Source organism: Bradyrhizobium monzae (genome assembly GCF_021458635.1).
GTDB lineage: Bacteria > Pseudomonadota > Alphaproteobacteria > Rhizobiales > Xanthobacteraceae > Bradyrhizobium.
In genome coordinates, this window is the sequence record NZ_JAIRDQ010000008.1 from 317,708 (window position 1) to 341,878 (window position 24,171).

General features: G+C 63.5%; 24 protein-coding genes and 2 pseudogenes. 12 read left to right on the forward strand and 14 right to left on the reverse strand.

Annotated features, from left to right (window positions below; all coding sequences use genetic code 11):
• Positions 1-3: 3 nt before the first annotated feature.
• The 5 genes from secD to K3F49_RS27740 are packed head-to-tail and all read left to right on the forward strand — an operon-like array spanning position 4 to position 5,226.
• Positions 4-1,602 carry a protein translocase subunit SecD gene (gene secD / locus K3F49_RS27720; RefSeq protein WP_234684074.1) on the forward strand — a complete coding sequence of 533 codons (1,599 nt, stop codon included), beginning with the start codon at positions 4-6 and terminating at the stop codon, positions 1,600-1,602.
• Between the two features lie 10 nt (positions 1,603-1,612).
• The gene (secF, locus tag K3F49_RS27725) at positions 1,613-2,632 is read left to right on the forward strand and encodes a protein translocase subunit SecF (RefSeq protein ID WP_234684075.1); all 1,020 of its coding nucleotides are present in this window, start codon (positions 1,613-1,615) and stop codon (positions 2,630-2,632) included.
• Between the two features lie 60 nt (positions 2,633-2,692).
• Entirely contained in the window at positions 2,693-3,076 is a 384-nt protein-coding gene (locus K3F49_RS27730; protein ID WP_148777937.1) for an Mth938-like domain-containing protein, read from the forward strand.
• Complete coding sequence (locus tag K3F49_RS27735) at positions 3,073-3,936, forward strand: phytoene/squalene synthase family protein (protein ID WP_234684076.1); 864 nt, start codon at positions 3,073-3,075, stop codon at positions 3,934-3,936. The genes K3F49_RS27730 and K3F49_RS27735 overlap by 4 nt, the downstream gene beginning before the upstream one ends.
• Before the next feature lie 45 nt (positions 3,937-3,981).
• On the forward strand, positions 3,982-5,226 hold the full coding sequence (locus K3F49_RS27740) for a threonine ammonia-lyase (protein WP_234684077.1): 1,245 nt from the start codon (positions 3,982-3,984) through the stop codon (positions 5,224-5,226).
• A 14-nt stretch (positions 5,227-5,240) separates the two neighbouring features.
• Here the strand turns inward: K3F49_RS27740 and K3F49_RS27745 are convergent, their stop codons facing one another.
• On the reverse strand, positions 5,241-6,794 hold the full coding sequence (locus tag K3F49_RS27745) for a winged helix-turn-helix domain-containing tetratricopeptide repeat protein (protein WP_234684105.1): 1,554 nt from the start codon (positions 6,792-6,794) through the stop codon (positions 5,241-5,243).
• 126 nt (positions 6,795-6,920) lie between these two features.
• Between K3F49_RS27745 and K3F49_RS27750 the strand changes: the two genes are divergently transcribed.
• Entirely contained in the window at positions 6,921-7,382 is a 462-nt protein-coding gene (locus tag K3F49_RS27750; RefSeq protein ID WP_234684078.1) for a cupin domain-containing protein, read from the forward strand.
• 25 nt (positions 7,383-7,407) lie between these two features.
• Here K3F49_RS27750 and K3F49_RS27755 read toward each other — a convergent pair whose 3' ends face one another.
• The 5 genes from K3F49_RS27755 to K3F49_RS27775 all read right to left on the reverse strand — a co-directional run bounded on the left by K3F49_RS27755 (position 7,408) and on the right by K3F49_RS27775 (position 12,145).
• The gene (locus K3F49_RS27755) at positions 7,408-8,586 is read right to left on the reverse strand and encodes an aminotransferase class V-fold PLP-dependent enzyme (RefSeq protein ID WP_234684079.1); all 1,179 of its coding nucleotides are present in this window, start codon (positions 8,584-8,586) and stop codon (positions 7,408-7,410) included.
• Between the two features lie 90 nt (positions 8,587-8,676).
• Positions 8,677-9,240: a CAP domain-containing protein gene (locus K3F49_RS27760; protein WP_234684080.1), complete on the reverse strand. Its 564-nt coding sequence runs from the start codon at positions 9,238-9,240 to the stop codon at positions 8,677-8,679.
• Between the two features lie 96 nt (positions 9,241-9,336).
• Positions 9,337-10,431, reverse strand: coding sequence for a serine/threonine protein kinase (locus K3F49_RS27765; RefSeq protein WP_234684081.1), 1,095 nt, complete (start codon positions 10,429-10,431; stop codon positions 9,337-9,339).
• A gap of 7 nt (positions 10,432-10,438) precedes the next feature.
• Positions 10,439-11,866: a methylenetetrahydrofolate--tRNA-(uracil(54)-C(5))-methyltransferase (FADH(2)-oxidizing) TrmFO gene (gene trmFO / locus K3F49_RS27770; protein ID WP_234684082.1), complete on the reverse strand. Its 1,428-nt coding sequence runs from the start codon at positions 11,864-11,866 to the stop codon at positions 10,439-10,441.
• 126 nt (positions 11,867-11,992) lie between these two features.
• Positions 11,993-12,145 (reverse strand): DUF1127 domain-containing protein, encoded by a 153-nt coding sequence (locus K3F49_RS27775; protein ID WP_007590701.1) that lies wholly within the window; start codon positions 12,143-12,145, stop codon positions 11,993-11,995.
• Between the two features lie 632 nt (positions 12,146-12,777).
• Here K3F49_RS27775 and K3F49_RS27780 point away from each other — a divergent pair.
• Positions 12,778-13,104: a hypothetical protein gene (locus tag K3F49_RS27780; RefSeq protein ID WP_234684083.1), complete on the forward strand. Its 327-nt coding sequence runs from the start codon at positions 12,778-12,780 to the stop codon at positions 13,102-13,104.
• 77 nt (positions 13,105-13,181) lie between these two features.
• Here the strand turns inward: K3F49_RS27780 and K3F49_RS27785 are convergent, their stop codons facing one another.
• Positions 13,182-14,006, reverse strand: coding sequence for a lytic murein transglycosylase (locus tag K3F49_RS27785; RefSeq protein WP_234684084.1), 825 nt, complete (start codon positions 14,004-14,006; stop codon positions 13,182-13,184).
• Positions 14,007-14,168: 162 nt separating this feature from the next.
• The gene (locus K3F49_RS27790; RefSeq protein WP_234684085.1) at positions 14,169-15,071 is read right to left on the reverse strand and encodes a DUF2189 domain-containing protein; all 903 of its coding nucleotides are present in this window, start codon (positions 15,069-15,071) and stop codon (positions 14,169-14,171) included.
• Between the two features lie 333 nt (positions 15,072-15,404).
• Here K3F49_RS27790 and K3F49_RS27795 point away from each other — a divergent pair, with 333 nt between their 5' ends.
• Positions 15,405-15,818, forward strand: coding sequence for a DUF3597 domain-containing protein (locus K3F49_RS27795; RefSeq protein ID WP_234684106.1), 414 nt, complete (start codon positions 15,405-15,407; stop codon positions 15,816-15,818).
• Between the two features lie 54 nt (positions 15,819-15,872).
• On the opposite strand, the gene K3F49_RS27800 is transcribed toward K3F49_RS27795, so the two are convergent.
• Positions 15,873-16,148, reverse strand: a complete 276-nt coding sequence (locus K3F49_RS27800) for a GNAT family N-acetyltransferase (RefSeq protein ID WP_234684086.1) — start codon at positions 16,146-16,148, stop codon at positions 15,873-15,875.
• A gap of 267 nt (positions 16,149-16,415) precedes the next feature.
• Here K3F49_RS27800 and K3F49_RS27805 point away from each other — a divergent pair, with 267 nt between their 5' ends.
• On the forward strand, positions 16,416-16,814 hold the full coding sequence (locus K3F49_RS27805; protein WP_234684087.1) for an SPW repeat domain-containing protein: 399 nt from the start codon (positions 16,416-16,418) through the stop codon (positions 16,812-16,814).
• Positions 16,815-16,861: 47 nt separating this feature from the next.
• Here the strand turns inward: K3F49_RS27805 and K3F49_RS27810 are convergent, their stop codons facing one another.
• From K3F49_RS27810 to K3F49_RS27820, 3 genes and pseudogenes are all read right to left on the reverse strand, one after another.
• Positions 16,862-17,137 carry a GNAT family N-acetyltransferase gene (locus K3F49_RS27810; protein WP_234684088.1) on the reverse strand — a complete coding sequence of 92 codons (276 nt, stop codon included), beginning with the start codon at positions 17,135-17,137 and terminating at the stop codon, positions 16,862-16,864.
• Between the two features lie 11 nt (positions 17,138-17,148).
• Positions 17,149-17,457: pseudogene (locus tag K3F49_RS27815) on the reverse strand (DUF3828 domain-containing protein); the annotation flags it as partial.
• 12 nt (positions 17,458-17,469) lie between these two features.
• Positions 17,470-17,787, reverse strand: a complete 318-nt coding sequence (locus K3F49_RS27820) for a hypothetical protein (protein WP_234684089.1) — start codon at positions 17,785-17,787, stop codon at positions 17,470-17,472.
• A gap of 178 nt (positions 17,788-17,965) precedes the next feature.
• Between K3F49_RS27820 and K3F49_RS27825 the strand changes: the two genes are divergently transcribed.
• The 3 genes and pseudogenes from K3F49_RS27825 (at position 17,966) to K3F49_RS27835 (ending at position 21,155) form a co-directional block, all read left to right on the forward strand.
• A complete protein-coding gene (locus tag K3F49_RS27825; protein ID WP_234684090.1) occupies positions 17,966-19,573 on the forward strand; it encodes an acyl-CoA synthetase in 1,608 nt (535 codons plus the stop codon).
• A gap of 9 nt (positions 19,574-19,582) precedes the next feature.
• The gene (locus tag K3F49_RS27830; RefSeq protein WP_234684091.1) at positions 19,583-20,443 is read left to right on the forward strand and encodes a PCC domain-containing protein; all 861 of its coding nucleotides are present in this window, start codon (positions 19,583-19,585) and stop codon (positions 20,441-20,443) included.
• 90 nt (positions 20,444-20,533) lie between these two features.
• A pseudogene (locus tag K3F49_RS27835) lies at positions 20,534-21,155 on the forward strand (AAA family ATPase).
• Between the two features lie 100 nt (positions 21,156-21,255).
• Here K3F49_RS27835 and K3F49_RS27840 read toward each other — a convergent pair.
• Together K3F49_RS27840 and K3F49_RS27845 are read right to left on the reverse strand one after the other, a co-directional pair.
• On the reverse strand, positions 21,256-23,328 hold the full coding sequence (locus K3F49_RS27840) for a DUF1217 domain-containing protein (protein ID WP_234684092.1): 2,073 nt from the start codon (positions 23,326-23,328) through the stop codon (positions 21,256-21,258).
• Between the two features lie 455 nt (positions 23,329-23,783).
• A partial coding sequence (locus tag K3F49_RS27845; RefSeq protein WP_346657358.1) for a hypothetical protein occupies positions 23,784-24,171 on the reverse strand: 388 nt, incomplete at its 5' end.

Sequence of the window (24,171 nt, forward strand, 5' to 3'; positions counted from 1 at the left end):
TCGATGTTGTATTTCACGCGGTGGAGGGCGCTCGGGATCATCCTGACGGCGCTGATCGTGTGCCTCTTCGCGGTCCCGAACTTCTTCCCCGAAGCGCAGGTCAAGACCTGGCCCGCCTGGGCCCAGCGCCGGCTCGTGCTCGGCCTCGACCTTCAGGGCGGCTCCTATCTGTTGCTCGAGGTCGACGCCAATTACGTCAAGAAGGAAAAGCTCGACCAGGTCCGCGACGATGTCCGCCGCGCGCTGCGGGAGGCCAAGATCGGCTACACCGGCCTCGTGACTCGCGGCGACACCGTCGAGGTCCGGGTCAAGGATACCGATCTCCAGGCCGCGCTGACCAAGCTGCGCGACCTGTCGCAGCCGATTGGCGGGCTGCTCGGTTCGGGCACCCAGCGCGACCTCGACATATCCGATGCCGGTGGCGGCTTGATACGCCTGGCGTTGTCGCAACCTGCCATGGTCGAGCGCATGCGCAAGACCATCGAGCAATCGATCCAGATCGTCGAACGGCGCGTCAATGAGCTCGGTACCGTTGAGCCCGTGATCCAGCGCCAGGGCAACGACCGCATTCTGGTGCAGGTCCCCGGCCTTCAGGACCCGACGCATCTGAAGGAGCTGCTCGGCAAGACCGCGAAGATGGAATTCCGGATGGTCGACACCTCGGTGCCGCCGGACCAGGCGCAGCGGGGCGGACTGCCGCCGGACTCCGAGCTCCTGATGAGCCAAAGCTCGCCGAAGGTGCCTTATGTGGTCAAGAAGCAGGTGCTGGTCTCGGGCAGCGAGCTCAATGATGCGCAGACCGGGTTTGACCAGCGTACCAACGAGCCAATCGTCTCGTTCCGCTTCAATTCCACCGGGGCCCGCAAATTCGCGCAGGCCACGCAGGAGAACGTGGGTCTGCCGTTTGCGATCGTGCTCGACAATGAAGTGATCTCGGCACCGGTGATCCGCGAGCCCATCACGGGCGGGCAAGGGCAGATTTCCGGCAATTTCACGGTCCAGTCCGCCAACGATCTCGCGATCCTGATGCGTGCCGGCGCGCTGCCGGCGCCCCTTACGGTGGTCGAAGAGCGCACCGTCGGTCCGGGCCTTGGCCAGGACTCGATTGAGAAGGGCGAGCTTGCGGCCTATGTCGGCTCGATCATGGTCATCGTGTTCATGCTACTGACCTACCGACTGTTCGGCGTGTTCGCCAACATCGCGGTGGCCATCAACGTTGCCATGATCTTCGGCCTGTTGTCGCTCCTCAACGCCACGTTGACGCTGCCCGGCATCGCCGGCATCGTGCTCACCGTCGGCATCGCGGTCGATAGCAACGTGCTGATTTACGAGCGCATTCGCGAAGAGCTGCGCAGCGGCCGCAACGCGATTTCGGCGATCGACGCCGGTTTCAAGCGGGCGCTCGCGACCATCCTCGATTCCAATATCACCACCTTCATTGCCGCCGCGGTGCTGTTCTATATCGGTACTGGTCCGGTGCGCGGCTTCGCCGTGACGCTGGGCATCGGCATCATCACCACGGTGTTCACCGCCTTCACGCTGACCCGGCTGATCGTGGCCGGATGGGTGCGGTGGAAGCGGCCGCAGAGCGTGCCGATCTAGGAGCCTGACCGTGACTCACATTGTTCTCATCGGGCTCGGCATCCTGATCGCCGTCCTCACCGTGGTCTCGGTGTTCGGTTGGTTGCCGGCGCTGCGCATCGTCCCTGACGATACGCATTTCGACTTCACGCGCTTTCGTCGCGTCAGCTTTCCGATCTCGGCGGCGCTGTCGATCGTCGCCATCACGCTGTTCTTCACCCACGGCCTGAATTTCGGCATCGACTTCCGCGGCGGCACGCTGCTGGAGGTGCGGGCAAAGTCCGGCACCGCCGACATCGCGGCAATGCGCACGACACTCGATGGCCTGCGTATGGGCGAAGTCCAGATCCAGCAAATCGGCGGTCCCGCGGACGTCCTGATCCGTGTCGCGGAGCAGCCGGGCGGCGACGCCGCGCAACAGGAAGCCGTGCAGAAAGTCCGTACGGCGCTCGGTGATTCCTTCGAATATCGCCGCGTCGAAGTGGTCGGCCCGCGCGTCTCGGGCGAGTTGCTGGCCTTCGGCATGCTCGGCCTGATGCTCGCGATCGTGTCGATCCTGATCTATCTCTGGTTCCGGTTCGAATGGCAGTTCGCGCTCGGTGCGATGATCGCCAACGTGCACGACATCGTGCTGACGATCGGCTTCATGTCGATCAGCCAGGTCGACTTCGACCTGACCAGCATCGCGGCGCTTCTCACCATTCTTGGCTATTCGCTCAACGACACCGTCGTCATCTATGACCGTATCCGTGAAATGCTTCGGCGCTACAAGAAGATGCCGATGCCGCAGCTGCTCAACGAGTCCATCAACTCTACCCTGTCGCGTTCGATCATCACGCACTTCACCGTGACCTTGGCGCTGCTGGCGCTGCTGCTGTTCGGCGGTCATGCCATCCACAGCTTCACCGCGGTCATGATGTTCGGCGTGGTGCTGGTCGGCACCTACACCTCGATCTTCATCGCGGCGCCGATCCTGATCTATCTCGGCGTCGGCGAGCATCGCGAGGATGCGAAAGAAGAGGCTCCGCCGGCGAAGAAAAGCAAGGCGTGATCCGAACCGCAGGCCCTCGCATGAGTTTGCGAGGGCAGTCAGCTCATTCGGACGAGGCTCATGGCCGGCGATCCCAACGCTCCCCATTTCCCGCGCTCGGCGCCGATCGAGGCCTACGGTAAGGGCGGCTTCGCCTTCGCCGGCATGTCGCATCGGGGCTCGCTGCTGTGCCTGCCTGACGCGATCTGGGCCTGGGACGTGACTGATCCCACCAGGATCGACCGCTATTCGCTGGATCGGGTTTTTGCGGCCGCCAACAGCATCGACACGCTTCTTGTCGGGACCGGAACCGGCGTCTGGTTGCCGCCGCCGGAGCTGCGCCAGGCGCTGAAGGCGGTGAGGGTGGTGCTGGACACCATGCAGACCGGCCCCGCCGTGCGCACCTACAACATCATGATCGGCGAACGGCGCCGCGTTGCGGCTGCGCTGATTGCCGTGCCATGAGCAGCGCTGCGACGCCGCCCGACACCGTGACATTCTGCGCCGACCTTGTGCGCAATCACGACTTTCCGCGTTATGCTGCGACCCTGTTCGCGCCCGCTGCCGAACGTCGGGCGCTGCTGGCGCTCTACGCCTTCAACGTCGAGATCGTCCGGGTCCGCGACCAGGTGAGCCAGCCCTTGCCCGGCGAAATCCGCTTTCAATGGTGGACCGATCTGCTCTCGGGCCTTGTCCACGGCAGCGCCGAGGGCAATCCGGTGGCGGCCGAGCTGTTGCGCGCGACCCGCGATTTTGATCTGCCGGTCGAACCGTTGTCGCTGCTCGTCGACGAGCATCAGTTCGATCTCTACAACGATCCGATGCCGACCATGACGGCGCTGGAAGGCTATCTGGCGGCGACCTCTTCGGCCTTGTCCGCACTCGCGGCCCGGGTCATGGGCGAAGCTTCGGATGCGACCGAGCACCTCGCGCGGCACGCGGGGTTGGCGCAGGGCATCGCGCAGGTGATCGCGAACCTGCCGCGGGACTCCGCCCATCGACAATTGTTCCTGCCGCAGCAATTTCTGACCAGCCATGGCTGTGACGTCGAGGATGTGTTTGCCGGCAAACAGACGCCCCATCTCAATGCCGTGCTGGACCAGCTCATGGACGAAGCTCGGCAGCATCTGACGACGGCCTCGTCGCTGCTGGCGCAGGTGGCGCCGCCGGCGCGGGCTGCGTTCCTGCCGCTGAGCCAGGCGCGGGCCGATCTCGATCGCCTGTCTCGGCCGGGGCGCAATCCCTTCGCGCCGCAGCCGGTGTCGCGGTTGCGCACGCTGTGGACGCTGTGGCGGGCTTCACGATCCCGGGAATTTACCAAATAGCGGTTGGCTTATCGCCCGAGGTGGTCAAATGCTCTATGCTGTCCCATGGCTGAATGGTCCCAAACCGCAATCCCCGATCTGAGCGGCCTTCCGGTCGCACCGGGCGACATTCAAGCTGCAGCCGAGATTATCCGCGGCGCTGTGGTCGAAACGCCCTGCAGCTACAGCCGGACGCTGAGCAATATCTGCGGCTGCGAGCTCTGGCTCAAATTCGAGAACCTCCAATTCACCTCCTCGTTCAAGGAGCGGGGCGCGCTGAACCGGCTCACGGCGCTGACGCCGGACGAGCGTGCGCGCGGCGTCGTCGCCATGTCGGCGGGCAATCACGCGCAGGGTGTAGCCTATCACGCCAAGCGGCTCGGCATTCCCGCCACGATCGTCATGCCTGTGGGCACGCCGATGGTGAAGGTCGAGAATACCAGGCATCACGGCGCCGAGGTGGTCGTCACCGGCGCGACGCTGGAGGAGGCGGCTGCGTTTGCGCGAAGTCACGGCGAAGCCCGCGGCATGATATTCGTCCACCCCTACGACGACCCGCTTGTCATCGCGGGGCAGGGTACAGTCGGTCTGGAGATGATGAAGGCCGTGCCGGAGCTCGACACGCTGGTCGTCCCGATCGGCGGCGGTGGCCTGATCAGCGGCATCGCGATTGCGGCGAAATCGATCAAGCCGTCGTTGCGGATCCTGGGTGTCGAAGCCTGGCTCTATCCCTCGATGTACAATGCCGTCCATGGCGGCAATCTGCCGGCACGCGGCGATACGCTCGCTGAAGGCATCGCGGTCAAATCGCCGGGCAAGATCACCACTGAAATCGTCCGCAGCCTGGTCGACGACATCGCGCTCGTCAACGAAGCCGAGCTCGAGCGTGCAGTCGCAACTCTGATCTCGATCGAGAAGACGGTCGTCGAGGGCGCCGGCGCTGCGGGTCTTGCGGCGATTATGTCCGATCCCACGCGCTTCGCTGGCGAGAAGGTTGGTCTGGTCCTGAGCGGCGGCAACATCGACACAAGGTTGATCGCCTCGGTGCTGACGCGCGAGCTCGCGCGTGAGGGGCGGCTGACGCAGCTCTCGCTCGATATTCCTGACCGACCGGGCCAGTTGGCCGCGGTCGCCGCGCTGCTGGCCGAAGCCGGCGCCAACATCATCGAAGTCTCGCACCAGCGGACCTTCTCGGACCTGCCGGCCAAGGCGACGCTGCTGCAATTGGTCATCGAGACCCGCGACAGCGCCCATCTTGACGAGGTCATGGCCAAGCTCAGCGCATCCGGACTGAGCGCGCGCTGCACCTGAGCAGACGCGGCCCGCTACTCCGGCAGCCCAGCTGCACGAAGTGCCTCGCCAAGGGACGAGGCGAGCGCCGGCGCGCAGTTGACCCCCTTAAATTGACGGCTGTAGCGAAACGCAGGATGGAGCTCGAGCACCTGTGCGGCTGCCGCTCGGGCCTCCTGCAACCGTCCAAGCTTCGCGAGAGCGGCGGTCAACTGAACATAAGTGATGCTGTGGCGGGGATTGGCTTGAACTGCGCGGTAGGCGGCGCGGCACGCCTCTTCATATCTGCCGCGATGGAAATGCCCCATCGCCTGCGCATCGAATGCGGCGAAAGCCCAGGAATCGAACGGGCTAAGCCGCATGCCTCGTTCGCTCCATTCGATGGCGCGGTCGGAATCCCCGCTCCAAGCGAGCATCACGCTGCCGAGAATGTAGGTCAGCGCCGATGATGGGCTGATGGCGAGTGCGGCGTCGAGCGCGGTGAATGCCGCCGAGCGATCGTGCCCATCCATGCCGATCGAAAAACCCGCCAGTGTGAGCGCAAGGGTGTCATCCTGCCCATAAGTGATCGCTGAGCGCGCATGGCGGATGGACGCCAATCGATCGACCTCCTGCAAGCCCGCCCGAAGGAACAGGCAGTGGTGGCACATCGCGGCGTTGCCATACGCCAGCGCATAATCAGGTTCGAGCGCGATTGAACGTTCGAGCAGCACGAGCGCCTGTGCGACCTGTTTCGGCATGCCGGAATCAACGTCCGGCTGGGCTCGCAGGACGAGGTCATAGGCATCGAGGCTCTCGGGCCGCTTGCGTTTGACCCGGTTGATCTCGGCGCGCCGCAGGCTCGGCGCGATCGCACCGACGACCGACAGGGCAATGTCGTCCTGGAGTGCGAAAAAATCCTCGGACCGGCGATCGTAGCGTTCGGCCCATAAATGCATCCCGGTCGCGGCATCGATCAACTGACCGGTGATGCGCACGGTCGTGCCGGTCTTTCGGACGCTTCCTTCAAGCACATACCGCACGCCAAGCTCGTAGCCGACCTGCTTCACGTCGACCGCATGGCCCTTGTAAGCGAACGTCGAATTCCGCGCGATCACGAACAGCCAGTTGATGCGCGACAGGCCGGTGATGATGTCGTCGACCATCCCATCGGCAAAATAATCCTGCGCCGCATCGCCGCTCAGGTTTGCAAAGGGCAACACCGCGATGGACGGCCGGTCGGGCAATGCCAGAGGCCGCGCATCCGAGGCTGCGGATATGCGATCCGGATCGGACGTCGCCATGGCCGGACCGACATAGCGATAGCCGCGCCGCGGCAGAGTCTCGATCCAGCACGCTTCTCCGGAAATGTCCGCCAGCGTGCGCCGTATCGCGGCGATCTGGACGGTCAGGTTGCTGCCTTCGATCGCTTGGGCTGGCCACGCCGCCTCGATCAAGTCGTCTTTGGACACCGGCGCGCCGGTCCGCCGAACGAGCAACGCCAACAGCAACACAGCGCGCCGACCGAGCGGGGTCGGCTCGACACCGTGGAAAAGGAGCCCCGCGTCGGCGTCGAGGCGAAATGGACCAAATTCAAGGATCGTGGCCATCGCCGAAGAAGGGCATATTTCGGAGGTTTTTTGCAAGTTTTCCGAACGGCTTCACGACTTTCCGGTCCGGCCGGATCATCATGACAGGAGATTCAGGCAAAGCCATTGCGAGCTATGGAGAGGCACATGAACGCGAAAGCGGTGATCCGCCGACCCGGCGAGACCAAGGGAGTCATGCTGCGCGGCGAGCCGATGGCCTTCCTGGTAACCGGGAAAGACACCAAGCACACGAGCATGTTCGACTGGATGATCCCGGCCGGGTTCGCCACGGGCCGGCACGTTCATCGTGTGCAGGAAGAGACCTTCTACATGCTCGAAGGGGAATGCCAATGGCACGTCGCCGAAGAGGTCGTCCGGGCTACGGCGGGGACTTTCCTCTTCATTCCACCCGGCGTCCCCCATAACATCACCAATGTGAGCGATAAGCCTGCGCGCGTGCTCATGACAGTGTCCCCGCCGGGGCACGAACATTACTTCGAAGAGCTGGCCAGTCTGACCGGCAGCGGAACGCCTGACGCGAAGGCCATCAGCGAGTTGCGCGCGCGCTTCGATACCGACCAGTTATCAGCGCTGACGACGAGGCCCTGAGGTCCGCCCGAGCGCGTGCGCCATGTTAGGGGGGCGCCAAACCCGCGAGGTGGGCGATCAGCCGGTCGATCTCGGCCTCCGTGTTGTAGTAGTGCGGCGATGCCCGCACGACCACCGGAAGCGCGCGGACTTCCGCGTCGATGCGGGTGCTCGACGGATGTGACGCACCGATGGTAATGCCGGCCGCAGCGGCGCTGGCGACGATCGTGTCCGCCTCACGCCCCTCCATCGTGAAGCTGACGATGGCGCCTGGCGCGCGGCCAAGGTCGCGAATGGTGATGCCGGGAACCGAGACGAGGCCGCTGCGAAGGCGGTCCGCCAGCAGGCGGCAGCGCTGCTCGATCGGTCCAAGGCCGATCGCGAGGGCGTAGTCGACGGCCGCGCCGAGCCCAAGCCGCGCCGCATAATTGTTCTCCCAGGTCTCGAACCGGCGCGCATCGTCGCGGAGCTGGTATTGATCTCGCGACACCCACGGCGCCGCAAAATGGTCGATCATCGGCGGCTCAAGCTTTTGCAGCAGCGGCCTGCGGACGTAAAGGAAGCCGGTGCCGCGCGGGCCGCGCAGGAATTTGCGCCCCGTGGCTGACAGCATGTCACAGCCGATGGCTTCGACGTCGACCGGCATCTGGCCGACCGCCTGGCAGGCATCGAGCAAATAGGGAATGCCGCGTGCGCGCGCGATCTTGCCGACGGCCGCCGCGGGATTGACCAGGCCGCCATTGGTCGGAACCCAGGTGATGGCAATGAGCTTCACACGGTCATCGATCATGCGTTCGAGTGCCTCGGTGTCGAGTTCGCCGCTGGCATCGCTCGGCGCCACGTCGATGACCGCGCCTGTCCGTTTGGCGACCTGAAGGAATGCGACGTAGTTGGCGGCGTACTCTGCCTCGGCGGTCAGGATCCGGTCTCCTGCGCGAAACGGCAGCGCATAAAAAGCCATCTGCCAAGCGACGGTCGCGTTCTCCATGAGCGCGATTTCGTCGGGGGCGGCATTCAGCAGGCGTGCCACCGAGGCGTAGACCGCATCAAGCCGCTCGGACTCGCGGTCGGCGGCGGCGTAGCCTCCAATCTCGCTCTCGAGATCGATATGCTGCTTCATCGATGTGACAACGGCCGCCGGCATGAGCGCCGCGCCGGCATTGTGGAGGTAGGCGAGCCGGCAGGCGGCCGGCGTATCGGCGCGGATCTGGTCGATGTCGATCACGTGTGTCTCCGCGTCCTGCAATCCTTGCGTATGAATTAGACATACCGAGGAACGCGAGCAAGATCGCGGCGAACCAAGCCCCGCTTGATCTCAGATGCAGAGGCCGAGCAGCTTGACATGGCAGTTGCCGGATTTGGGCTTGCTGGCGGACGTGACCTCGCGTTTCACGGCCACCAGCGGTTCGCTGTCCTTCTTGCCCTTGCCCTTGCCTGGCTTCGGCTCGTAATCGCCGGCAATCACCATGGCCCAATAGGTGCGCTTGCCGCTGGCGGTCTTCGCGCTGGCGATCCCGACGCGGGAGGCGTTGTGCAGCAGCAGGTTCTTGCGGTGCCCGGAGGAATCGATCCACTGGCCGAGCGTCTTGTCGAAATTATCGTAGCCATAGGCAATGTTCTCGGCGGCGCGGCCCGCGCCTGATGGTGCGACGCGCTTGTTGAACGGGCCGAGGGCGTCGTGGCTGAGATCATCCTTCGCCGCCATCGCACGGGCCTGGTCCATGGCAATGCGATCGAGGGTCGTGTCGCGTACGACGCGGCCCTCACCATGTTTCAGTCGAAAGCCGGAGATCTGTTCGGCGGGAGACTCCGCGGCCATCACGGGCGCGGCCGCCAGCAGCATGAGACCTGCGATCAGCAGGGCGGCGCGGCGCCTCATGTGGTCCCCCAGCTCGTCATCGTTCCCCAAGTCAGCGTGATCTCCGGCTTCTCCACCGGCATTGTGGACGCTTCAAGGCGCGGCGCATCCAGTGGTCTAATTGGCGGGCAGGTCCGCCTCGAAGTTGAAGCGATCGCGTAGATTCTTGCGCTGCTCGAGGATGTCCTTGAGGAAGGCGCGGTCCTGATCGTTCTTCATCATCGGCTCGATCAGGTCGAGCTGGTTCATGGCGACCAGTTGCAGGATCTCGGTGCGCGGCATGCCGCTGGTGTCGCGCGGCAGCGCATGAACGACTTGAATGTGTTCCGGCGGCTTTGGCCCCTTGGCAGCCGTGAGCTCGTTGCGCAGCTGCCCTTCAAGCGCGGCCTGATCCGCCTCCACGAACGCATAGAGCCCCACGCCCGAACGGCGGTCGGCAAAGGCGACGATGGCGGTGTCACGGACGGCGGGGTTTTGGCGGATCAACTCGGCCAGCACCGGCGCGTCATTGACGAGACGGCGGCCGCCGCCCTCGCGATCGGTGAAGTTGAAGAGGCCGCGGGTGATCGCGCGGTAGACCTTCTTTCCGGTGGCGAGCCATAAGCTCGCGGCGAAGGATTTTTTCGCGAGAATCTTTCGCTCGCGCGGCGTCAGCGCCTCGGGCGCGTAGGAGCGCTTGTGCTTGAGCAGATGCCGGAGATCTTCGTAGGCGAGGATGCGATAGAGTCGGCCGCGCCGGTTGAAGCAGGCCGCGAGCTGGAAGTCGGTCACATAGGCCCGCCCATCGCGGCCGACCAGCCAGTTCTGTTCCTTGGCGAGATCGTTGTGGCAGATGCCGGCGCGGCGCAGCCTTCGCAGCGCAGCCTTGGCCGTGCGGAAATAGGCGAGATCGCCGTGGGGTTTTGCCAGATGCAGCGCGACGCCGTCGACGAAGCCACGCGCAAGGGCGCGACGGCCGGCCCAGAGCAATTCAGGGCCGACATTGAGGCCTTTGGTGAGCGCCAGCGCGTGCTTCTCGCGCGCAAAAAGATGACGCGCCAGCAGGAACGACCACCACGGTACTTCATCGAGCCGCCGCAGCACCGCGTCGACCTCGCCACCGTCGGCGCGGAAGCGGCCGCGCTCGACAGTCGAGAACACGTCGCGCTTGAGCAGCACGCCCTCGGTCCAGCGCGCCGAGAGCACTGCGGCGTCGTCTTTCGGGAGACTCATCGAAAACTCACGCGGCTGCAGCAATGCGCAAATGATCGGCGATCCAACGATCGAGATCGGCGAGCGCCAACGCACTCATCGCCTGCTTCTTGGCCACCGTCTTCTCGTTGCCGCGCAGCCGGGTGCCGTCGGGTTTCTTCGTCGGCGCGGTCGCTAGCGGCGGGAACAGGCCGAAGTTGATGTTCATCGGCTGGAACGAGCGTGTCCCCGGCTCGATGGTCTCGATATGGCCGCCGGTGATGTGGCCGAGCAGGGACCCGAGCGCCGTGGTGCCCGGCGGGCTCGCAAGCCGCTCGCCGCGCGCGTCGGCTGCGGCATAGAGGCCGGCGATCAGGCCGACGCTGGCGGATTCCACATAGCCTTCACAGCCCGTCATCTGGCCGGCAAAGCGCAGCCGCGGCTGCGCGCGCAGGCGCAACTGGTTGTCGAGCAGCTTTGGCGAATTGAGGAAGGTGTTGCGATGCAGGCCGCCGAGGCGGGCGAACTCGGCCTTCTCGAGCCCCGGAATGGTGCGGAAGATGCGCTGTTGCTCGCCGTATTTCAGTTTCGTCTGGAAGCCGACGATGTTGTAGAGCGTGCCGAGCTTGTTGTCCTGGCGCAGTTGCACGATGGCGTAGGACTTCGTGGCGGGATCGCGTGGATTGGTGAGGCCGACCGGCTTCATCGGGCCGTGGCGTAGGGTTTCTGGCCCGCGTTCCGCCATCACCTCGATCGGCAAGCAGCCGTCGAAATAGGGCGTGTTGGTCTCCCATTCCTTGAACTCGGTCTTCTCGCCTGCGATCAGGGCGGCGACGAAGCCGTCATACTGCTCCTTGGTCATGGGGCAGTTGATGTAGTCCGCGCCGTTGCCGCCGGGGCCGACCTTGTCGTAGCGCGACTGAAACCAGGCCACCGACATGTCGATGGATTCCCGGTGCACGATCGGCGCGATCGCGTCGAAGAAGGCGAGCGCGTTCTCGTCGGTCAGCTCGCGGATCGCATCCGCCAGCGGCGCGGAGGTGAGGGGGCCGGTCGCAACGATGACGTTGCTCCACTCGGCCGGCGGCAGGCCTTTGATCTCGCCGCGGGCGATCTCGATCAGCGGATGGTCGTTCAGCGCCTTGGTGACGGCGGACGAGAAGCCGTCGCGGTCGACGGCGAGCGCGCCGCCGGCGGGCACCTGGTTGGCGTCGGCTGCACGCATGATCAGCGAGTCGAGCCGACGCATTTCGGCGTGCAAAAGGCCGACTGCGTTGTTGGCGGCGTCGTCCGAGCGGAATGAATTGGAGCAGACGAGTTCGGCGAGCCCGTCGGTGCGGTGCGCCTCGGTCATGCGGTCGGGACGCATCTCGTGCAGCACCACGGGCACGCCTGATTTCGCCACCTGCCAGGCGGCTTCGGAACCGGCAAGGCCAGCTCCGACGACGTGCACAATGTTGGATAGGGGTCCTGTCATGGGGCGGACAGGTAGCGCTTTTCGGCGGTCAGTGGAATCGCCGAGATCGAGTTTTCTGCCACCAGATGCGACAACGCCCGCACGAGGCGGGCGCTATCGGTTCGTCCGGTTCAGGGCTGAACAATATCAGCCCTGATACTGACCGGCGGCAACGCGCGGGATGTCCGAGCGATCGAGGCCGATGTCGGCCAGTTCGCGATCGCTGAGCTGGGACAGCTCGGCAACATTGCGCTGATAGTCCCGGAAAGCCTGGATCATGCGGATGAGCGAGAGCAGCATTGGTAGTCTCCTGTAGTTCGATTCAGCCCTTGCCCGGGCGTCATCGTTGAAATGAATATAGGTGAGAGTGGTGCACTGCGAAAGTTCCGATGTTGCGATGCAGCTAAGCGAAGAGCGCATGGCAGACGTAAGAGACGATTAACCTGTCGGCAGCCCCGCCCAATAGCTAGGCGCAAATCCCCCCCTGACGAGGTAAACATCCGTTAAATCACGGGTTTATAACAAATCGTGCGGTTCCGATGTTGAAGGAAATAAGTTGTGTTTCCGTGGCCCGCAAGGCGGCCCGCTAGCTTGTAAGCCCAAGTCTCGCATGCGCAGATCGCATGAATTGGGATCTATAGTAGTGAATTGATATTCAAAGTATCTGTTGAGGGTCCTATCGATCTGAGAAGCGGGCGCCGCGGCGATTCTCCGGTCTTCAGCGGGACGGGATCTGCGCGGCGCGCCTCGCGTTCGGCCGAGGCCGACCGCCCCCCTCGTTGATGCACTGCACACACGCTGAGCGTGCAGGCCTTGATTACAAAGTTGTAATGAAAATCAGAAATTTCGCATGCGGCTCTGCGCGGCGCGCAACATCACGCAATTCTCGCGGGGAATTTATTGCGGCAAGTTGCCGCGTCGGCAGCAAAGTCATGTTGCAGATTCCGGCAATGTCGCTGGGTCTGTCCCAAGAACAAGAGAAGGAAAGTAACATCATGACGAAGTTACTCGGGGTTATCGCAATCGCCGCCGTCGCATTCGCCGTCGCGCCGGCCCAGGCCGCCAAGCACAGCATGGGCGGCTGCAGCGGGGCCAATCTGGAAAAGACCGAGACCGCGATCGAGAACATGCCCGACGGCGACGGCAAGTTCGTTGCCGAGAAGGAGATCACGGCTGCGCAGGACGCGCTGCTCAATGGCAAAATGGGTGTGTGCGGCGCGCACCTGAACAAGGCGATGCAAGCCACCATGGGCAAGTAAACGGGTAGGTAAACGCACACCAAGAGAGGGCCGGTCGCGAGGCGATCGGCCCTACGCTTTGGTGTCTGGCGTGCGCTTTAAGGGGCGTGGGCGAGCTGGGTGGCAAAATAGGCCACCGTCTTGGAATAGACCTCGCTCTTGTTCCACTGCTGGAGCACCGCAAAGTTCGGGCTGCCCGGCTGCCAATCCTTGCCCTTCTGCCAGCCATAGCCCGCAAGATAGTTTGCCGTGGAGGCCAGCACGTCGGGTGCGTTGTGCAAGAGGTCGCGCTTGCCGTTGCCGTCGAAATCGACGGCGTATTTCATCCACGACGACGGCATGAATTGGGTCTGGCCGAGCTCGCCGGCCCAGGCGCCCTTCATGTCGGCGGGAGCGAGATCGCCGCGCTGAACGATACGCAGCGCATCCATCAGCTCGCCGCGAAACTGCTCGGCGCGCCGGCAATCATAGGCCAGCGTCGCCAGTGAGCGGATCGTCGCGAACTTGCCGGTATTGACGCCGAAATCGGTCTCGAGACCCCAGATCGCGACCAACACCTCGCCCGGCACGCCATAGGTCTGCTCGATGCGCGACAGCACCGAGCCGTACTGCTTCATCATGTTGGAGCCGCGCGTCATCCGCGGCGGCACCATTCGGCCGGAAAACTCTTCGAAGGTCTGGGTGAAGACCTTTTGCGATTTGTCACGGTTGAGGACGCTTTGGTCCAGCGCGACACCAGCAAGTCCGGCGGCGATCGCCTGTTGCGAGATGCCCTTGGCCGCGGCCTCGGTTTTGAAGTCGGCTAGCCAGGCGTCGAAATTGCCCGAGCCGCAGGCGACCGCGGCCAGAGCGGGCTCGACGGACACGATTGATGCTGAAAGGGCGAGGGCTGCGAGAGCGAGACGAGAAACCGTCAGGGTCATTCGAGTAAATTGATTCCGTGAAGTGGCATGACCGGCGGCGCCAATCTCGGTTGTAACCGCGGCCAAAGCAAGGCGTATGACATCAACCGACCCCGCCGCGGGGACTCCGGGGCGGGATCGATTGTAACAAGATCGTCAGGCGCGAAATCCTTGGCGTTGGTCCTATTCCCGATTCCGCCACGGGAAGAGATTGGCGGGGAAATCGGCCGCCGGCTTGCGCGGACGCTGCGGCGGAGGCGGCACCGGCCGTGCACCGGGCTCGGAGACGATGACCTTGCGGTAGAGATGCCAGGTCGCGTGGCCGAGCAGGGGGATGACGACGGCGAGCCCGAGGAACGCGGGGATCGTTCCGAGCGCCAGCAGCACTGCCACGATCAGGCCCCAGGCCGCCATCGGCACCGGGTTCTTGGCGACGACGCGCAGCGAAGTCACCATCGCGTCCAGAGCGCCGGCATGGCGGTCGAGCATCAGCGGGAATGAGACGGCGCTGATGCAGAGCGCGGCGAGCGCGAACAGAAAGCCCGTGCCGCAGCCGATCACGATCAGCCACCAGCCCTGCGACGTCGTCAGCACACGCGTCGCGAAATCCGAGATTCCGGTCACGCCCTCGTAGCCGAATGCCGCGACATAGATCGCCTGCGCCGTCGCAACCCAGGTCACGAACAAGGCGAGCAGCAGCGTGCCAAGGCCGAGCATCGCGCCGAAGGAGGGCGAGCGCAGCACCTCCATGGCATCCCAGGCGCTAGCCTCTTCATAGCGTTCGCGACGGCTCGAGAGCTCATAGAGGCCGAGTGCAGCGAAGGGGCCGATCAGGGCGAAGCCCGCGGCCAGCGGAAACAGCAGCGGGATCACGGAATAGCCCATTGCGACGCGCGCGATCACGAGGCCGAGCACCGGATAGATCACGCAGAGGATGATGGCGTGGCTCGGAACTGCCTTGAAATCTTCCCAACCGCGCCTGAGCGCGTCGTGGAGGTCGGACAGTTGGATGGTTCGGATCACCGGTCCAGCCGCGCCTGCGGTCTGGCCCATCGTGGGGACATTGCCCGGGTAGAGTGTGGCCATGGTCGGCTTGCTCCTTGCCATGCAGCCGAATTCGGCGCCGACAACGGCGCAAGCGGCCGCATTTTTTGAGTTTCGCGAGTCCGACCAGACGCGAATTCCGGATGGCATCGCGAGCTGAAGGTCAAGCGTACGCCCATTTCCGAGTCCTGTCCCTCACGCTTGGGTGAGATTCGTTGCCGCAGTGCAACCTCGATGATGTCATCCGGTCGTCATTTCGCCGCAGATAAGCTCATGCTGTCTGTGGTTCGCGGAAGTTCGCGGACGCGACAACGTAACTTCGTCTATAAGTGCCCACTCAGGGCCTTCCAACAGGATCCTTTTCGGGGAGCAGACATGAGCATTTTCGGGAAAATCATGGGCGCAATTTTCGGCAGCCACCCGGCTTCCGCTGCGCCCGCCGGCGGCGCACCCGCGGGCAGCGCGCCTACAGGGACCGCATCGGCGCCTTCGTCCGTGCCGGGCGCTGCACCCTCCGCCGCGCCCGCAGCGACTGTGGACGTTGCGGCCATCGTCGACAAGCTGGTGGCTGCGCAGAAAGAGAAGCTGGAATGGCGGACTTCGATCGTCGACCTGATGAAGGCGCTCGACATTGATTCGAGCCTTGCTGCGCGCAAGGATCTCGCCAAGGAGCTCGGCTATAGCGGCGATATGAACGACTCCGCCAGCATGAACGTCTGGCTGCACAAGCAGGTGATGTCCAAGCTCGCCGCCAATGGTGGCAAGCTGCCGCCTGAAATCAAGCACTGACCGACGGGCATCGGTCGACGCGAAGGGCCCGCGATCTCGCGGGCCCTTTTGCGTTCAGGCAACGAGATCCGCATCCTCCGGATGCTTGTCGAGATAATCGACGACGAAACCGCAGCCCGCGATCACCTTCCTGCCGTCGCGGCGGATCAGGTCGAGCGTGCCCTTGATCAGCTCGGAGGCAATGCCGCGGCCGCGCAGCGCGCGCGGCGTCTCGGTGTGGGTGATGATGACAGCCGACGGCGTCAGGCGGTAATTGGCGAAGGCCAGCTCGCTGCCGACATCGAGCTCGAAACGGCTCCTGTCCTTGTTGTCGCGTACCGATGCCGCCATGCAATATCCTTCCGAGCGCCTATCGCTTGCCGATCTAGGAGCCTGACCCCGCCCTTGGCAAGGCGCGGCCGAGAGAGCTTGCCGCGCATTGTGGGGTGACAGCACTACACGAGGCCCAAACAATTCCTGCCACCACTCTTGCAAGTTCCACGGCGGCTCCCACGTCTTTTGGAGGACATACGCCCGAATGCGGCCGGCGGGTCGCTAGACATTCGGAGTGTCATGGTCGCCAGCCGCTGACGTATGCCTCTTTTGTAGGAGGGTACGATGTCGGACTTTGGTTTCTTGAATACTCATCGGACATGGGAAGACTGGTGTGGCATGCTGCTCGGCGCGCTGATCGCCGCCTCGCCATGGTTTCCCGTCCACGACGAAGCGGTGACGGCCGGATATCAGATGGTCGTCTTGAACACGGTCGCCATCGGCTTGGTCGTGTTTGGCCTTAGCCAGCTCGAATACGTAGCGTTGCAGCGGTGGCAGGAGATAACCACGATCGTCGTCGGACTGTGGCTCATCGCCTCGCCCTACACCCTCGGCTATTCTGGTGAAGGCTTTCTCCGCATCTACCACACGAGTCTCGGTGGGGTGGTGGTGCTCCTCGGGGTGCTCCAGCTCTGGCAGGACTGGGATCTGAGTGACCAGGATATGCTGAAGCACGGGCAATAGGCCGAAGATGTCGGCAGGCCCGCCAGGCCACGGGCGGGCCTGTGCTCTCATCTCTTCACAAGATCCGCATAGTCCGGATGCTTCTCGATCCACGCCTTCACGAACGGGCATTCCGGGATCACCTTCAAGCCGGCCGCGCGGACCTGGTCGAGCGCGCCTTGCACCAGTATTGAACCGACGCCTCTGCCGCCGAGCTCCTTCGGCACATCGGTATGCTCGAAAGTGATGACATTGCCGTCGAGCTTGTAATGCTCGGTCGCGACGTGGCCCTCCAGCTCGAGCTCGTAGCGGTGGTGGGCCTTGTTGTTGATCACGTCGTTCATGATGTCTCCGGTCAGCTCTTCAGCGCGTCCGTCAGCATCTTGCGGATCGACCAGGCCTCGCCGTCGGAGGAGCCCTTGATGTCGTCGATCTTCCAGCTGTTGGCCTCGCGCACGAAGTCGTAACGCACGATCCGGTCGGCGGGTTTGCGGTCGTTGCGGCGGCCGGCGATGGTCACCGCGAGCGTCGCCTTGTCGGCCTCCGTCTTGTCCGCGTCAACCTTGAACGACTTCACGTCGGGTTCCTGCGAATTCGTGACGGGATCGAAATCGATCGGCCTGACATCGCCCTTCGGCATATGCGCATCCGCTTTGGCCCATACGCGCGGTTCGGTTCAATCGGCCGCCTTGGCGAGGCGAGAATCTTCCGGCTGAGGTTTTGCGGGGAGGCAGCCCTGGCAGATGACCAGCGAACGATTGACCTTGGCGTCCTGCTCGGCCTCGATGCCATCATCCTCGGGCGGCCGGGCAGCAGTGCGCGTTGCCCGTGAGGGTCCGACGGTGGAACGCGGCTGATTGGGATCCTGACCCGCGCCATCCCAAGCATAGCGCGTGGACTTGAAGGCGGGATCAGAGGCCAAATGTGCTTGCGGCGCGATAGCACAGCCAGCAAGCGCAAGCGACAACAGGAGGAAGGCGGGCGCTTTGACCATGATGCGGCACTCTGTACGCGGATACTGGCTGAGGTTGCGCTGATCATGTTTAAAATTCCCTGAACGAGCGCATGGATGACACCCGGCCGGCGGTCTTGCGAGGCCGCTCTCGATGGCGATAAATGGGCTCCAATGAGCGGGCGGCTTGCGTGCCGTCTGCCGTCGAAGAGGAAGCCCGATGCAGCCGCTCCGCATGTCCCGCCGCGTCATGAATCTCGCTTACATGCTGACCCAGAATGCGCGGCGGCATGGATCGCGTCCAGGTTTCGTCTGGGGTGACAAATCCTGGACCTGGCGCGAGATCGATGCGCAGGTCTCCGCGCTGGCGGCTGCGCTTGCTGCGCGTGGCATCGCCAAGGGCGACCGCATCCTGGTCCATTCCAAGAATGGCGACGAGATGTTTGTCTCGATGTTTGCGGCGTTCCGGCTCGGCGCGGTTTGGGTGCCCACCAATTTCCGCCTGATGCCGGACGAGGTGGCCTATCTAGCACAGGCGTCGGGTGCGAAAGCGTTTTTGTGCCATGTCGATTTTCCCGAGCATGCGGCGGCCGTGAGCGGCGGTGCGCTGGAATTCACCTGGAGCATCGACGGCAAGGCCTCCTTCGGTGAGACGTCGGTCGCCGCCGCCATCGCTTCGCAGGCAGGCCAAGTGGTCGAGAACGTTGCGGTCGAGCACGACGATCCCTGCTGGTTCTTCTTCACCTCCGGTACCACCGGCCGCTCCAAGGCTGCGGTGCTGACCCACGGGCAGATGGGTTTTGTCGTCACCAACCATCTCGCCGACCTCACCCCCGGCGTCACGGAAGCCGATGCCTCGCTGGTGGTGGCGCCGTTGTCGCACGGCGCTGGCGTGCATCAGCTGGTGCAGACCGTGCGCGGCGTCTGCACCGTGCTGCTGTCGACCGAGAAGTTCGACATCGACGAGGCGTTCCGCCTGATCGCGACGCACCGGGTCGGCAATCTCTTCACGGTGCCGACGATTCTGAAGATGATGGTCGAGCACCCCGCCGCCGACAAATACGATCATTCCTCGCTGCGCCACGTGATCTATGCCGGCGCGCCGATGTATCGCGAGGACCAGAAGGCCGCTCTGAAGAAGCTCGGCAAGGTCATCGTGCAGTATTTCGGCCTCGGCGAGGTCACCGGCAACATCACCGTGCTGCCGGCGGCGCTGCACGATCCCGAGGACGGCCCGCATGCGAAGATCGGCACCTGCGGGTTCGAGCGCACCGGCATGCAGGTCTCGATCCAGGACGACGAGGGCCGCGAGCTCAAAGCGAACCAGAGCGGCGAGATCTGCGTGATCGGGCCTGCCGTGCTCGCCGGCTACTACGACAATCCCGAGGCCAATGCGAAGGCGTTCCGCAACGGCTGGTTCCGCACCGGAGATCTCGGTCACATGGACGAGGAGGGGTTCGTCTACATCACCGGGCGTGCGTCGGACATGTACATCTCCGGCGGCTCCAACATCTATCCGCGCGAGATCGAGGAGAAGATCCTGACGCATCCCGCGGTCGCCGAAGTCGCCGTGCTCGGCGTGCCCGATGCGACCTGGGGCGAGGTCGGCGTCGCCGTCTGCGTTGCGCGCGACGGCGGGAAACCGGTGAGCGAAGCGGAGATGGCGGCATTCCTGTCGCCGAAGGTGCCGCGCTACAAGATGCCGAAGCGGTTCTTCTTCTGGGAGGCGCTGCCGAAATCCGGCTACGGCAAAGTGCCGAAGCGCATGGTGCGCGACGAGCTCGAGGCGCGCGGGCTGCTCGATCTCGACATGACGAAGGCGGGCTGAGTCGACGTGATGCGGAGTATCAGGCAGCCAGGCGCGCCCGTCACCGAGCGTATCCAGTGGGTGGAGGCGCGGGGGCGCGCCTTTTCGTTCACGCTTCAAGCCGGCCTGCCGCTGCTCGAAGCCGCGCGCCGCGGCTTTGCCGCGGAAGGATTTGGCGGCGGCGTGCTGAATTTCGGCCGCGGCGCGCTCGGGCCGTTCGGCTATGTGATGCCGGCGTTGTCGAAGACCGGCGAAAATGCGGCGTTCTACAGCGATGCCTACCGGCCCGCAGGCGTCACCCGCACCAGGCTCGGCAGCATGACGCTCGGCATGCGCGACGGCGCGCCGTTCTATCATTGCCACGGGCTGTGGACCGAGGCGGATGGCAAGGCGAGCGGCGGCCACATGCTGCCGGACGAGACTGTTGTCGCTGAGCCGTTTGAGGTCGAGGCCTTCGGTGTCGATGGTGCGATGTTCACGGCGGAGCCCGACCCCGAGACCAATTTCAAGCTGTTCGGGCCGGTCGCATCCGCAAGCTCCGGCGCGCGCACGACCAGCCGTGCATTCGCGCTGCGGCTGCGGCCCAACCAGGATTTTGCCGCCTGCCTCGAAGCCTTCTGCCGGGCGCGCGGCATCGCGCGTGCAAAAATCCACGGTGGTGTCGGCTCGACCATCGGCGCGCGCTTCATCCATGGCGGCGTGACCGAGCCGTTTGCCACGGAGCTGGCGATAACCGCCGGGACGATCGCAGCGGGTGCGTCCGGCGCGCTGGAAGCTGCGATCGACGTCGCGCTGATCGACTACACCGGCGGCATCGCCGAGGGCCGCCTGGTCCGTGGCGACAATCCGGTGCTGATGACCATGGAGCTGGTGCTGGAAGTCCTGGACTAGTTTGTGAGGCCGTGCTCGGCGCCGGAAACCTCTTTGCAATATCGGCGTTCATGATGTGTTCCGTGACTATTGAAGGCATGGAGGCTGGCGATGGCGCGGAGAGGCAATCGGACGATCAACTTGCCTGCGCCGTACCTGAAACGGGTCTGGCTCGACCCGTCGCAAATTCGCGATCGCGAGGTCTATCCGTTTTGCCTGCCCATCTTCCCGAATGATTTCGAACTCAACTTCGAGACTGCGATCACGATCATCGCTGCGTGCGAGCTGGCTGCCGAAGATCACCAATGGCTGGTTTTTCCGTGCCGAGAGCTTTTTCTCGGTCGCGCGGTATCTGGACAAGGCCGCACGTGACGCCGGCCAGCTCGGACCGGATTTCCTGTCGCACTCCCATGGCGAAGGCTTCTTGCGTTTTTTCGAAGAGCGTTGCCAGCGCCAGGGCATCTTTATCTTCGACGAGCCGGAGTCGGCGCTTTCGCCTGCGCGTCAGATCGAATTCTTGAAGCTGCTGCGTCGCATGGAAGACTCCCGCATCTGTCAGGTCGTCATGGCGACCCATGCGCCGCTGCTGATGGCCTATCCCAATGCGCAACTGTTGCGGCTCGGCAAATACGGCCTCGAGCCGACCACGGTGGAGCAGACCGATCATTACCGGGTCATGCGGCAATTCTGCGCCGATCCGCGCGGCTTCATCGAGGCGACGCTGGCGGAATAGGCCACTCTCTCTGTCGTCATTGCGAGCGCAGCGAAGCAATCCAGACTGTCTCCGCGGAAGGATTCTGGATTGCTTCGCTGCGCTCGCAATGACAGAACAATCACCACGGGCCGGCGCGCATTTTTGCCATGGCCAGATATGTCGATTCACTGAAGCCTGATACCCCCGTCGAGCTCGATCCCTGGAAGAGGTCGAGCACGGGCGAGTAGGTCTGGCTGGCGTTCCTCGCGTCATACATGGCGGAGAAGCGGCTCAGCAGCTTTGACAGCTTCGTAGGATCTGAGAGATCCTTGAGATTGAGGTATTTCTCCACGATCTTGGCCTGCTGGTCGATCTGCATCGCGGCCATCTGATCAGGTAGATCGAAGGTGGTTCGAAACACCTCGGAAAGAGCCTTGTCGGCAAGGATGTCGTAGGCGGAGGTGATTTCCCCCGCCTTCCGCTGAAAATACAGCGCCAGGCGCACGCCGGGATTGGTGTCGCCCTGCTGCTGCTCCAGGCTCTGCTCGAGATAGTTCTTTTGCGTTGCCAGAAATTGATCGCGCTTTTGCGGGCCCACCATCGGGAGACGTGCGACGTTGCCGTTTTTGTCGAAATTGAACGATGCCGCGATCTCGGCAAAACGCGGGTCGCTCTCCGTGTTTGCAAAACTCTTGGGATCGTTCAAGTCGGAGGCGAAGATCTTCTTCAGATAGGCGGTGCTCACTTTCGCAGGATCCAGACCCTTGGCCACAAGAACGAAGTCGACCAGCTTCCTGTTGGCGAGCAGATCGGAAACGCTCTTGATGCCGCCGATCGCCTGTTGATAGTCCGTCGCGTCCTTCTGGGCCTGAGCCTTGACTTTCGCCTGGTCCTGCGTGCTTGCGGTCTTCAATTTCGCAATGACGTAGTCCTTTGCGACATCGAGGACTTCAGCCGAATCCTGAGCCGTCAGCGGTGTCGTCAGACTGCCTTTTGCGTCAAAATTGAACGCGCGAGCGAGCTTGACGTACCGATCGTCCTTGAGCGTGTAGACGTAGCTCTTGGGATCGTTGAGGTCGCTTTCGAGGACGGCCTTCACGGTGGACTGCGAGACTTGCGTGGGATCGAGGCCGACGGCCGACAGTGCAAAATTAAAGGCGGCCGGCGTGGAGACCAGCGCCTGGAGGGAGTTCACCTTGGGGATGGCGTTCCTGAATTGGCCGACTGCCAGGGCTTCCTGCAACGGGCTCGCGGCCGAATAGACCGCCGACTTGCTGTCGTCAAAACTCTTGGTCGTGGCTGCGATGTTTGCGGCGGTCTGGGCGGGCGTCCCCGCTGGAAGCGATCCGTCGGCCGAAAACTCGAACGCACCGGCCAGGTCCATGAATTGGCCGGTCGTCGCGATGGCATCGTTCGTGCTGGATATGGTGCCCACGGCCGACTGCAGGCGATATTTTTCGACCAAGATCTGCACGTTCAACTGATTGACGTCAGCGCCGGGCTGCGACAATTGCGTGGTGTAATCGGCGATCTTCGTGCTGGCGTCGGTTGCATCCGATTTGGCCTGGGCGAGCTGGGCGTTCAGGCCGGATAGTTGGGACGAGAAGGTCGTATTGACGTAGCTGTTCGGATCGGACGGGTCGCTGGTCAAGACCTGCTTGATGGTGTCGCGCGGCCACTTGCTTTGATCGATCCCGAATGCCGAAGCGACATAGTTGCGAAGGCGATCGTCATTGAGAAGCTGGTCGGCACTGGTCACGTTGCCGATCGTGGCATTGTAGTAGTTCGTGTCGGCGGCCACTGCATCGACGTTGCTCTGCATGGTCGACGTGTACAGCCCGATCATGTCGTCGGTCTGGTCGACCGATTGCGCAACCTTCGTTCCACCGCTGCCGAAGGAAAATGCCGCGGCAAACTCGCGGTAACGCTTGTCGATCAGTGCGTTGGCAAAGCTCTTGGAGTCCGAGAGGTCGCTCTGCAGCACTTTCTTCATGAAAGCCTTGGCGTAGGCCATGTCCTCCAGGCCATAGGCTTTCGTGACGTAGTGATACAGACGATAGTCGTTCATCAGATCGTCGACGGTGTGCACCTTGCCGATGTTGGCTTTGTAATAGGCGGCATCGCGCGAGACGTCCGATTGCTGCGCCACCCGCGTCAGGGTCTGTGCGAGATTGCGCGCGACGTAGCTATAGCCAAAATAGGTGGACACCATGGGGAATTCCTGACGGCTCGGCGGGTCCTGGACGTCCGTCAATCATTGCCGGGTCGCAAGGCAGGGACTGGCCTCATGCCAGCGCGCAGAAACATTGTTTCAATTTATTACAGCGATTCTGGGCGACAACCTCAGGTATGATTTCGCGTCCAAGTGCCGCATCGTTTGGATCGCTCCGGCAAGCCTCCCGCAAGCAAGACGTGAGTAAACTTCATCTTCCGCTTGGCATCTGCGATCGCGGCATGTCTTGCGCGGGCATGTCTTGGCTTTCTCGCGGCACGCCGTGCCCGAGTTTGCAGCAGTTACCACCCTCGAAGGTGCCGAGGGCGCAGGGAAGACCGGGTGCCGGCTGGCACCCGCGGTCCACTGTGCGATGGTTGCGCTACAAGAGGCTGNCACAGCGGCATACAGGTGAAGCCAAACATCCGGCCTTCCCTGCGCAGTGGGTTGACGGCTTATGCCGAGCTCTCCCCGGGGAGCGATGCACTATTGCCCCCGTCGCCTTGCCGATGGCTGATGCGCGGGCCCGGTTGGGCCACACCCATCACCGCAAGACTTGGCGCACAGACTCCGGGCGCCAGGACCACACGATTTTGCCGTACGCTGACCGCACCGGTCGTGCGCGCGACGCTCTCGCTCACGGTTGCCCGCCCTGCGAAAACCAATCGCGCCGATGCAGTCGGCGTCCACCACGTCCCATCCCGCGTGTCGTGACGATCGCGATAGCGCCCCTCGGCCGGGTTGGGATGGTGCGAATATGATGCATTTCCGAATTCGCGTAAAGCGAAATGTTTTACGCTGAGAGCGTTGACCATCGTCTGGCGTGTTTTGCCCGACGAGGCA

Excerpts from the sequence above, each read along its gene's own strand:
- secD (WP_234684074.1), top strand. The coding sequence starts at position 4 with ATGTTGTATTTCACGCGGTGGAGGGCGCTCGGGATCATCCTGACGGCG.
- K3F49_RS27730 (WP_148777937.1), top strand. The coding sequence starts at position 2,693 with ATGGCCGGCGATCCCAACGCTCCCCATTTCCCGCGCTCGGCGCCGATC.
- K3F49_RS27735 (WP_234684076.1), top strand. The coding sequence starts at position 3,073 with ATGAGCAGCGCTGCGACGCCGCCCGACACCGTGACATTCTGCGCCGAC.
- K3F49_RS27740 (WP_234684077.1), top strand. The coding sequence starts at position 3,982 with ATGGCTGAATGGTCCCAAACCGCAATCCCCGATCTGAGCGGCCTTCCG.
- K3F49_RS27745 (WP_234684105.1), bottom strand. The coding sequence starts at position 6,794 with ATGGCCACGATCCTTGAATTTGGTCCATTTCGCCTCGACGCCGACGCG.
- K3F49_RS27750 (WP_234684078.1), top strand. The coding sequence starts at position 6,921 with ATGAACGCGAAAGCGGTGATCCGCCGACCCGGCGAGACCAAGGGAGTC.
- K3F49_RS27760 (WP_234684080.1), bottom strand. The coding sequence starts at position 9,240 with ATGAGGCGCCGCGCCGCCCTGCTGATCGCAGGTCTCATGCTGCTGGCG.
- K3F49_RS27765 (WP_234684081.1), bottom strand. The coding sequence starts at position 10,431 with ATGAGTCTCCCGAAAGACGACGCCGCAGTGCTCTCGGCGCGCTGGACC.
- trmFO (WP_234684082.1), bottom strand. The coding sequence starts at position 11,866 with ATGACAGGACCCCTATCCAACATTGTGCACGTCGTCGGAGCTGGCCTT.
- K3F49_RS27775 (WP_007590701.1), bottom strand. The coding sequence starts at position 12,145 with ATGCTGCTCTCGCTCATCCGCATGATCCAGGCTTTCCGGGACTATCAG.
- K3F49_RS27780 (WP_234684083.1), top strand. The coding sequence starts at position 12,778 with ATGTTGCAGATTCCGGCAATGTCGCTGGGTCTGTCCCAAGAACAAGAG.
- K3F49_RS27785 (WP_234684084.1), bottom strand. The coding sequence starts at position 14,006 with ATGACCCTGACGGTTTCTCGTCTCGCTCTCGCAGCCCTCGCCCTTTCA.
- K3F49_RS27790 (WP_234684085.1), bottom strand. The coding sequence starts at position 15,071 with ATGGCCACACTCTACCCGGGCAATGTCCCCACGATGGGCCAGACCGCA.
- K3F49_RS27795 (WP_234684106.1), top strand. The coding sequence starts at position 15,405 with ATGAGCATTTTCGGGAAAATCATGGGCGCAATTTTCGGCAGCCACCCG.
- K3F49_RS27800 (WP_234684086.1), bottom strand. The coding sequence starts at position 16,148 with ATGGCGGCATCGGTACGCGACAACAAGGACAGGAGCCGTTTCGAGCTC.
- K3F49_RS27805 (WP_234684087.1), top strand. The coding sequence starts at position 16,416 with ATGTCGGACTTTGGTTTCTTGAATACTCATCGGACATGGGAAGACTGG.
- K3F49_RS27810 (WP_234684088.1), bottom strand. The coding sequence starts at position 17,137 with ATGAACGACGTGATCAACAACAAGGCCCACCACCGCTACGAGCTCGAG.
- K3F49_RS27820 (WP_234684089.1), bottom strand. The coding sequence starts at position 17,787 with ATGGTCAAAGCGCCCGCCTTCCTCCTGTTGTCGCTTGCGCTTGCTGGC.
- K3F49_RS27825 (WP_234684090.1), top strand. The coding sequence starts at position 17,966 with ATGCAGCCGCTCCGCATGTCCCGCCGCGTCATGAATCTCGCTTACATG.
- K3F49_RS27830 (WP_234684091.1), top strand. The coding sequence starts at position 19,583 with ATGCGGAGTATCAGGCAGCCAGGCGCGCCCGTCACCGAGCGTATCCAG.
- K3F49_RS27840 (WP_234684092.1), bottom strand. The coding sequence starts at position 23,328 with ATGGTGTCCACCTATTTTGGCTATAGCTACGTCGCGCGCAATCTCGCA.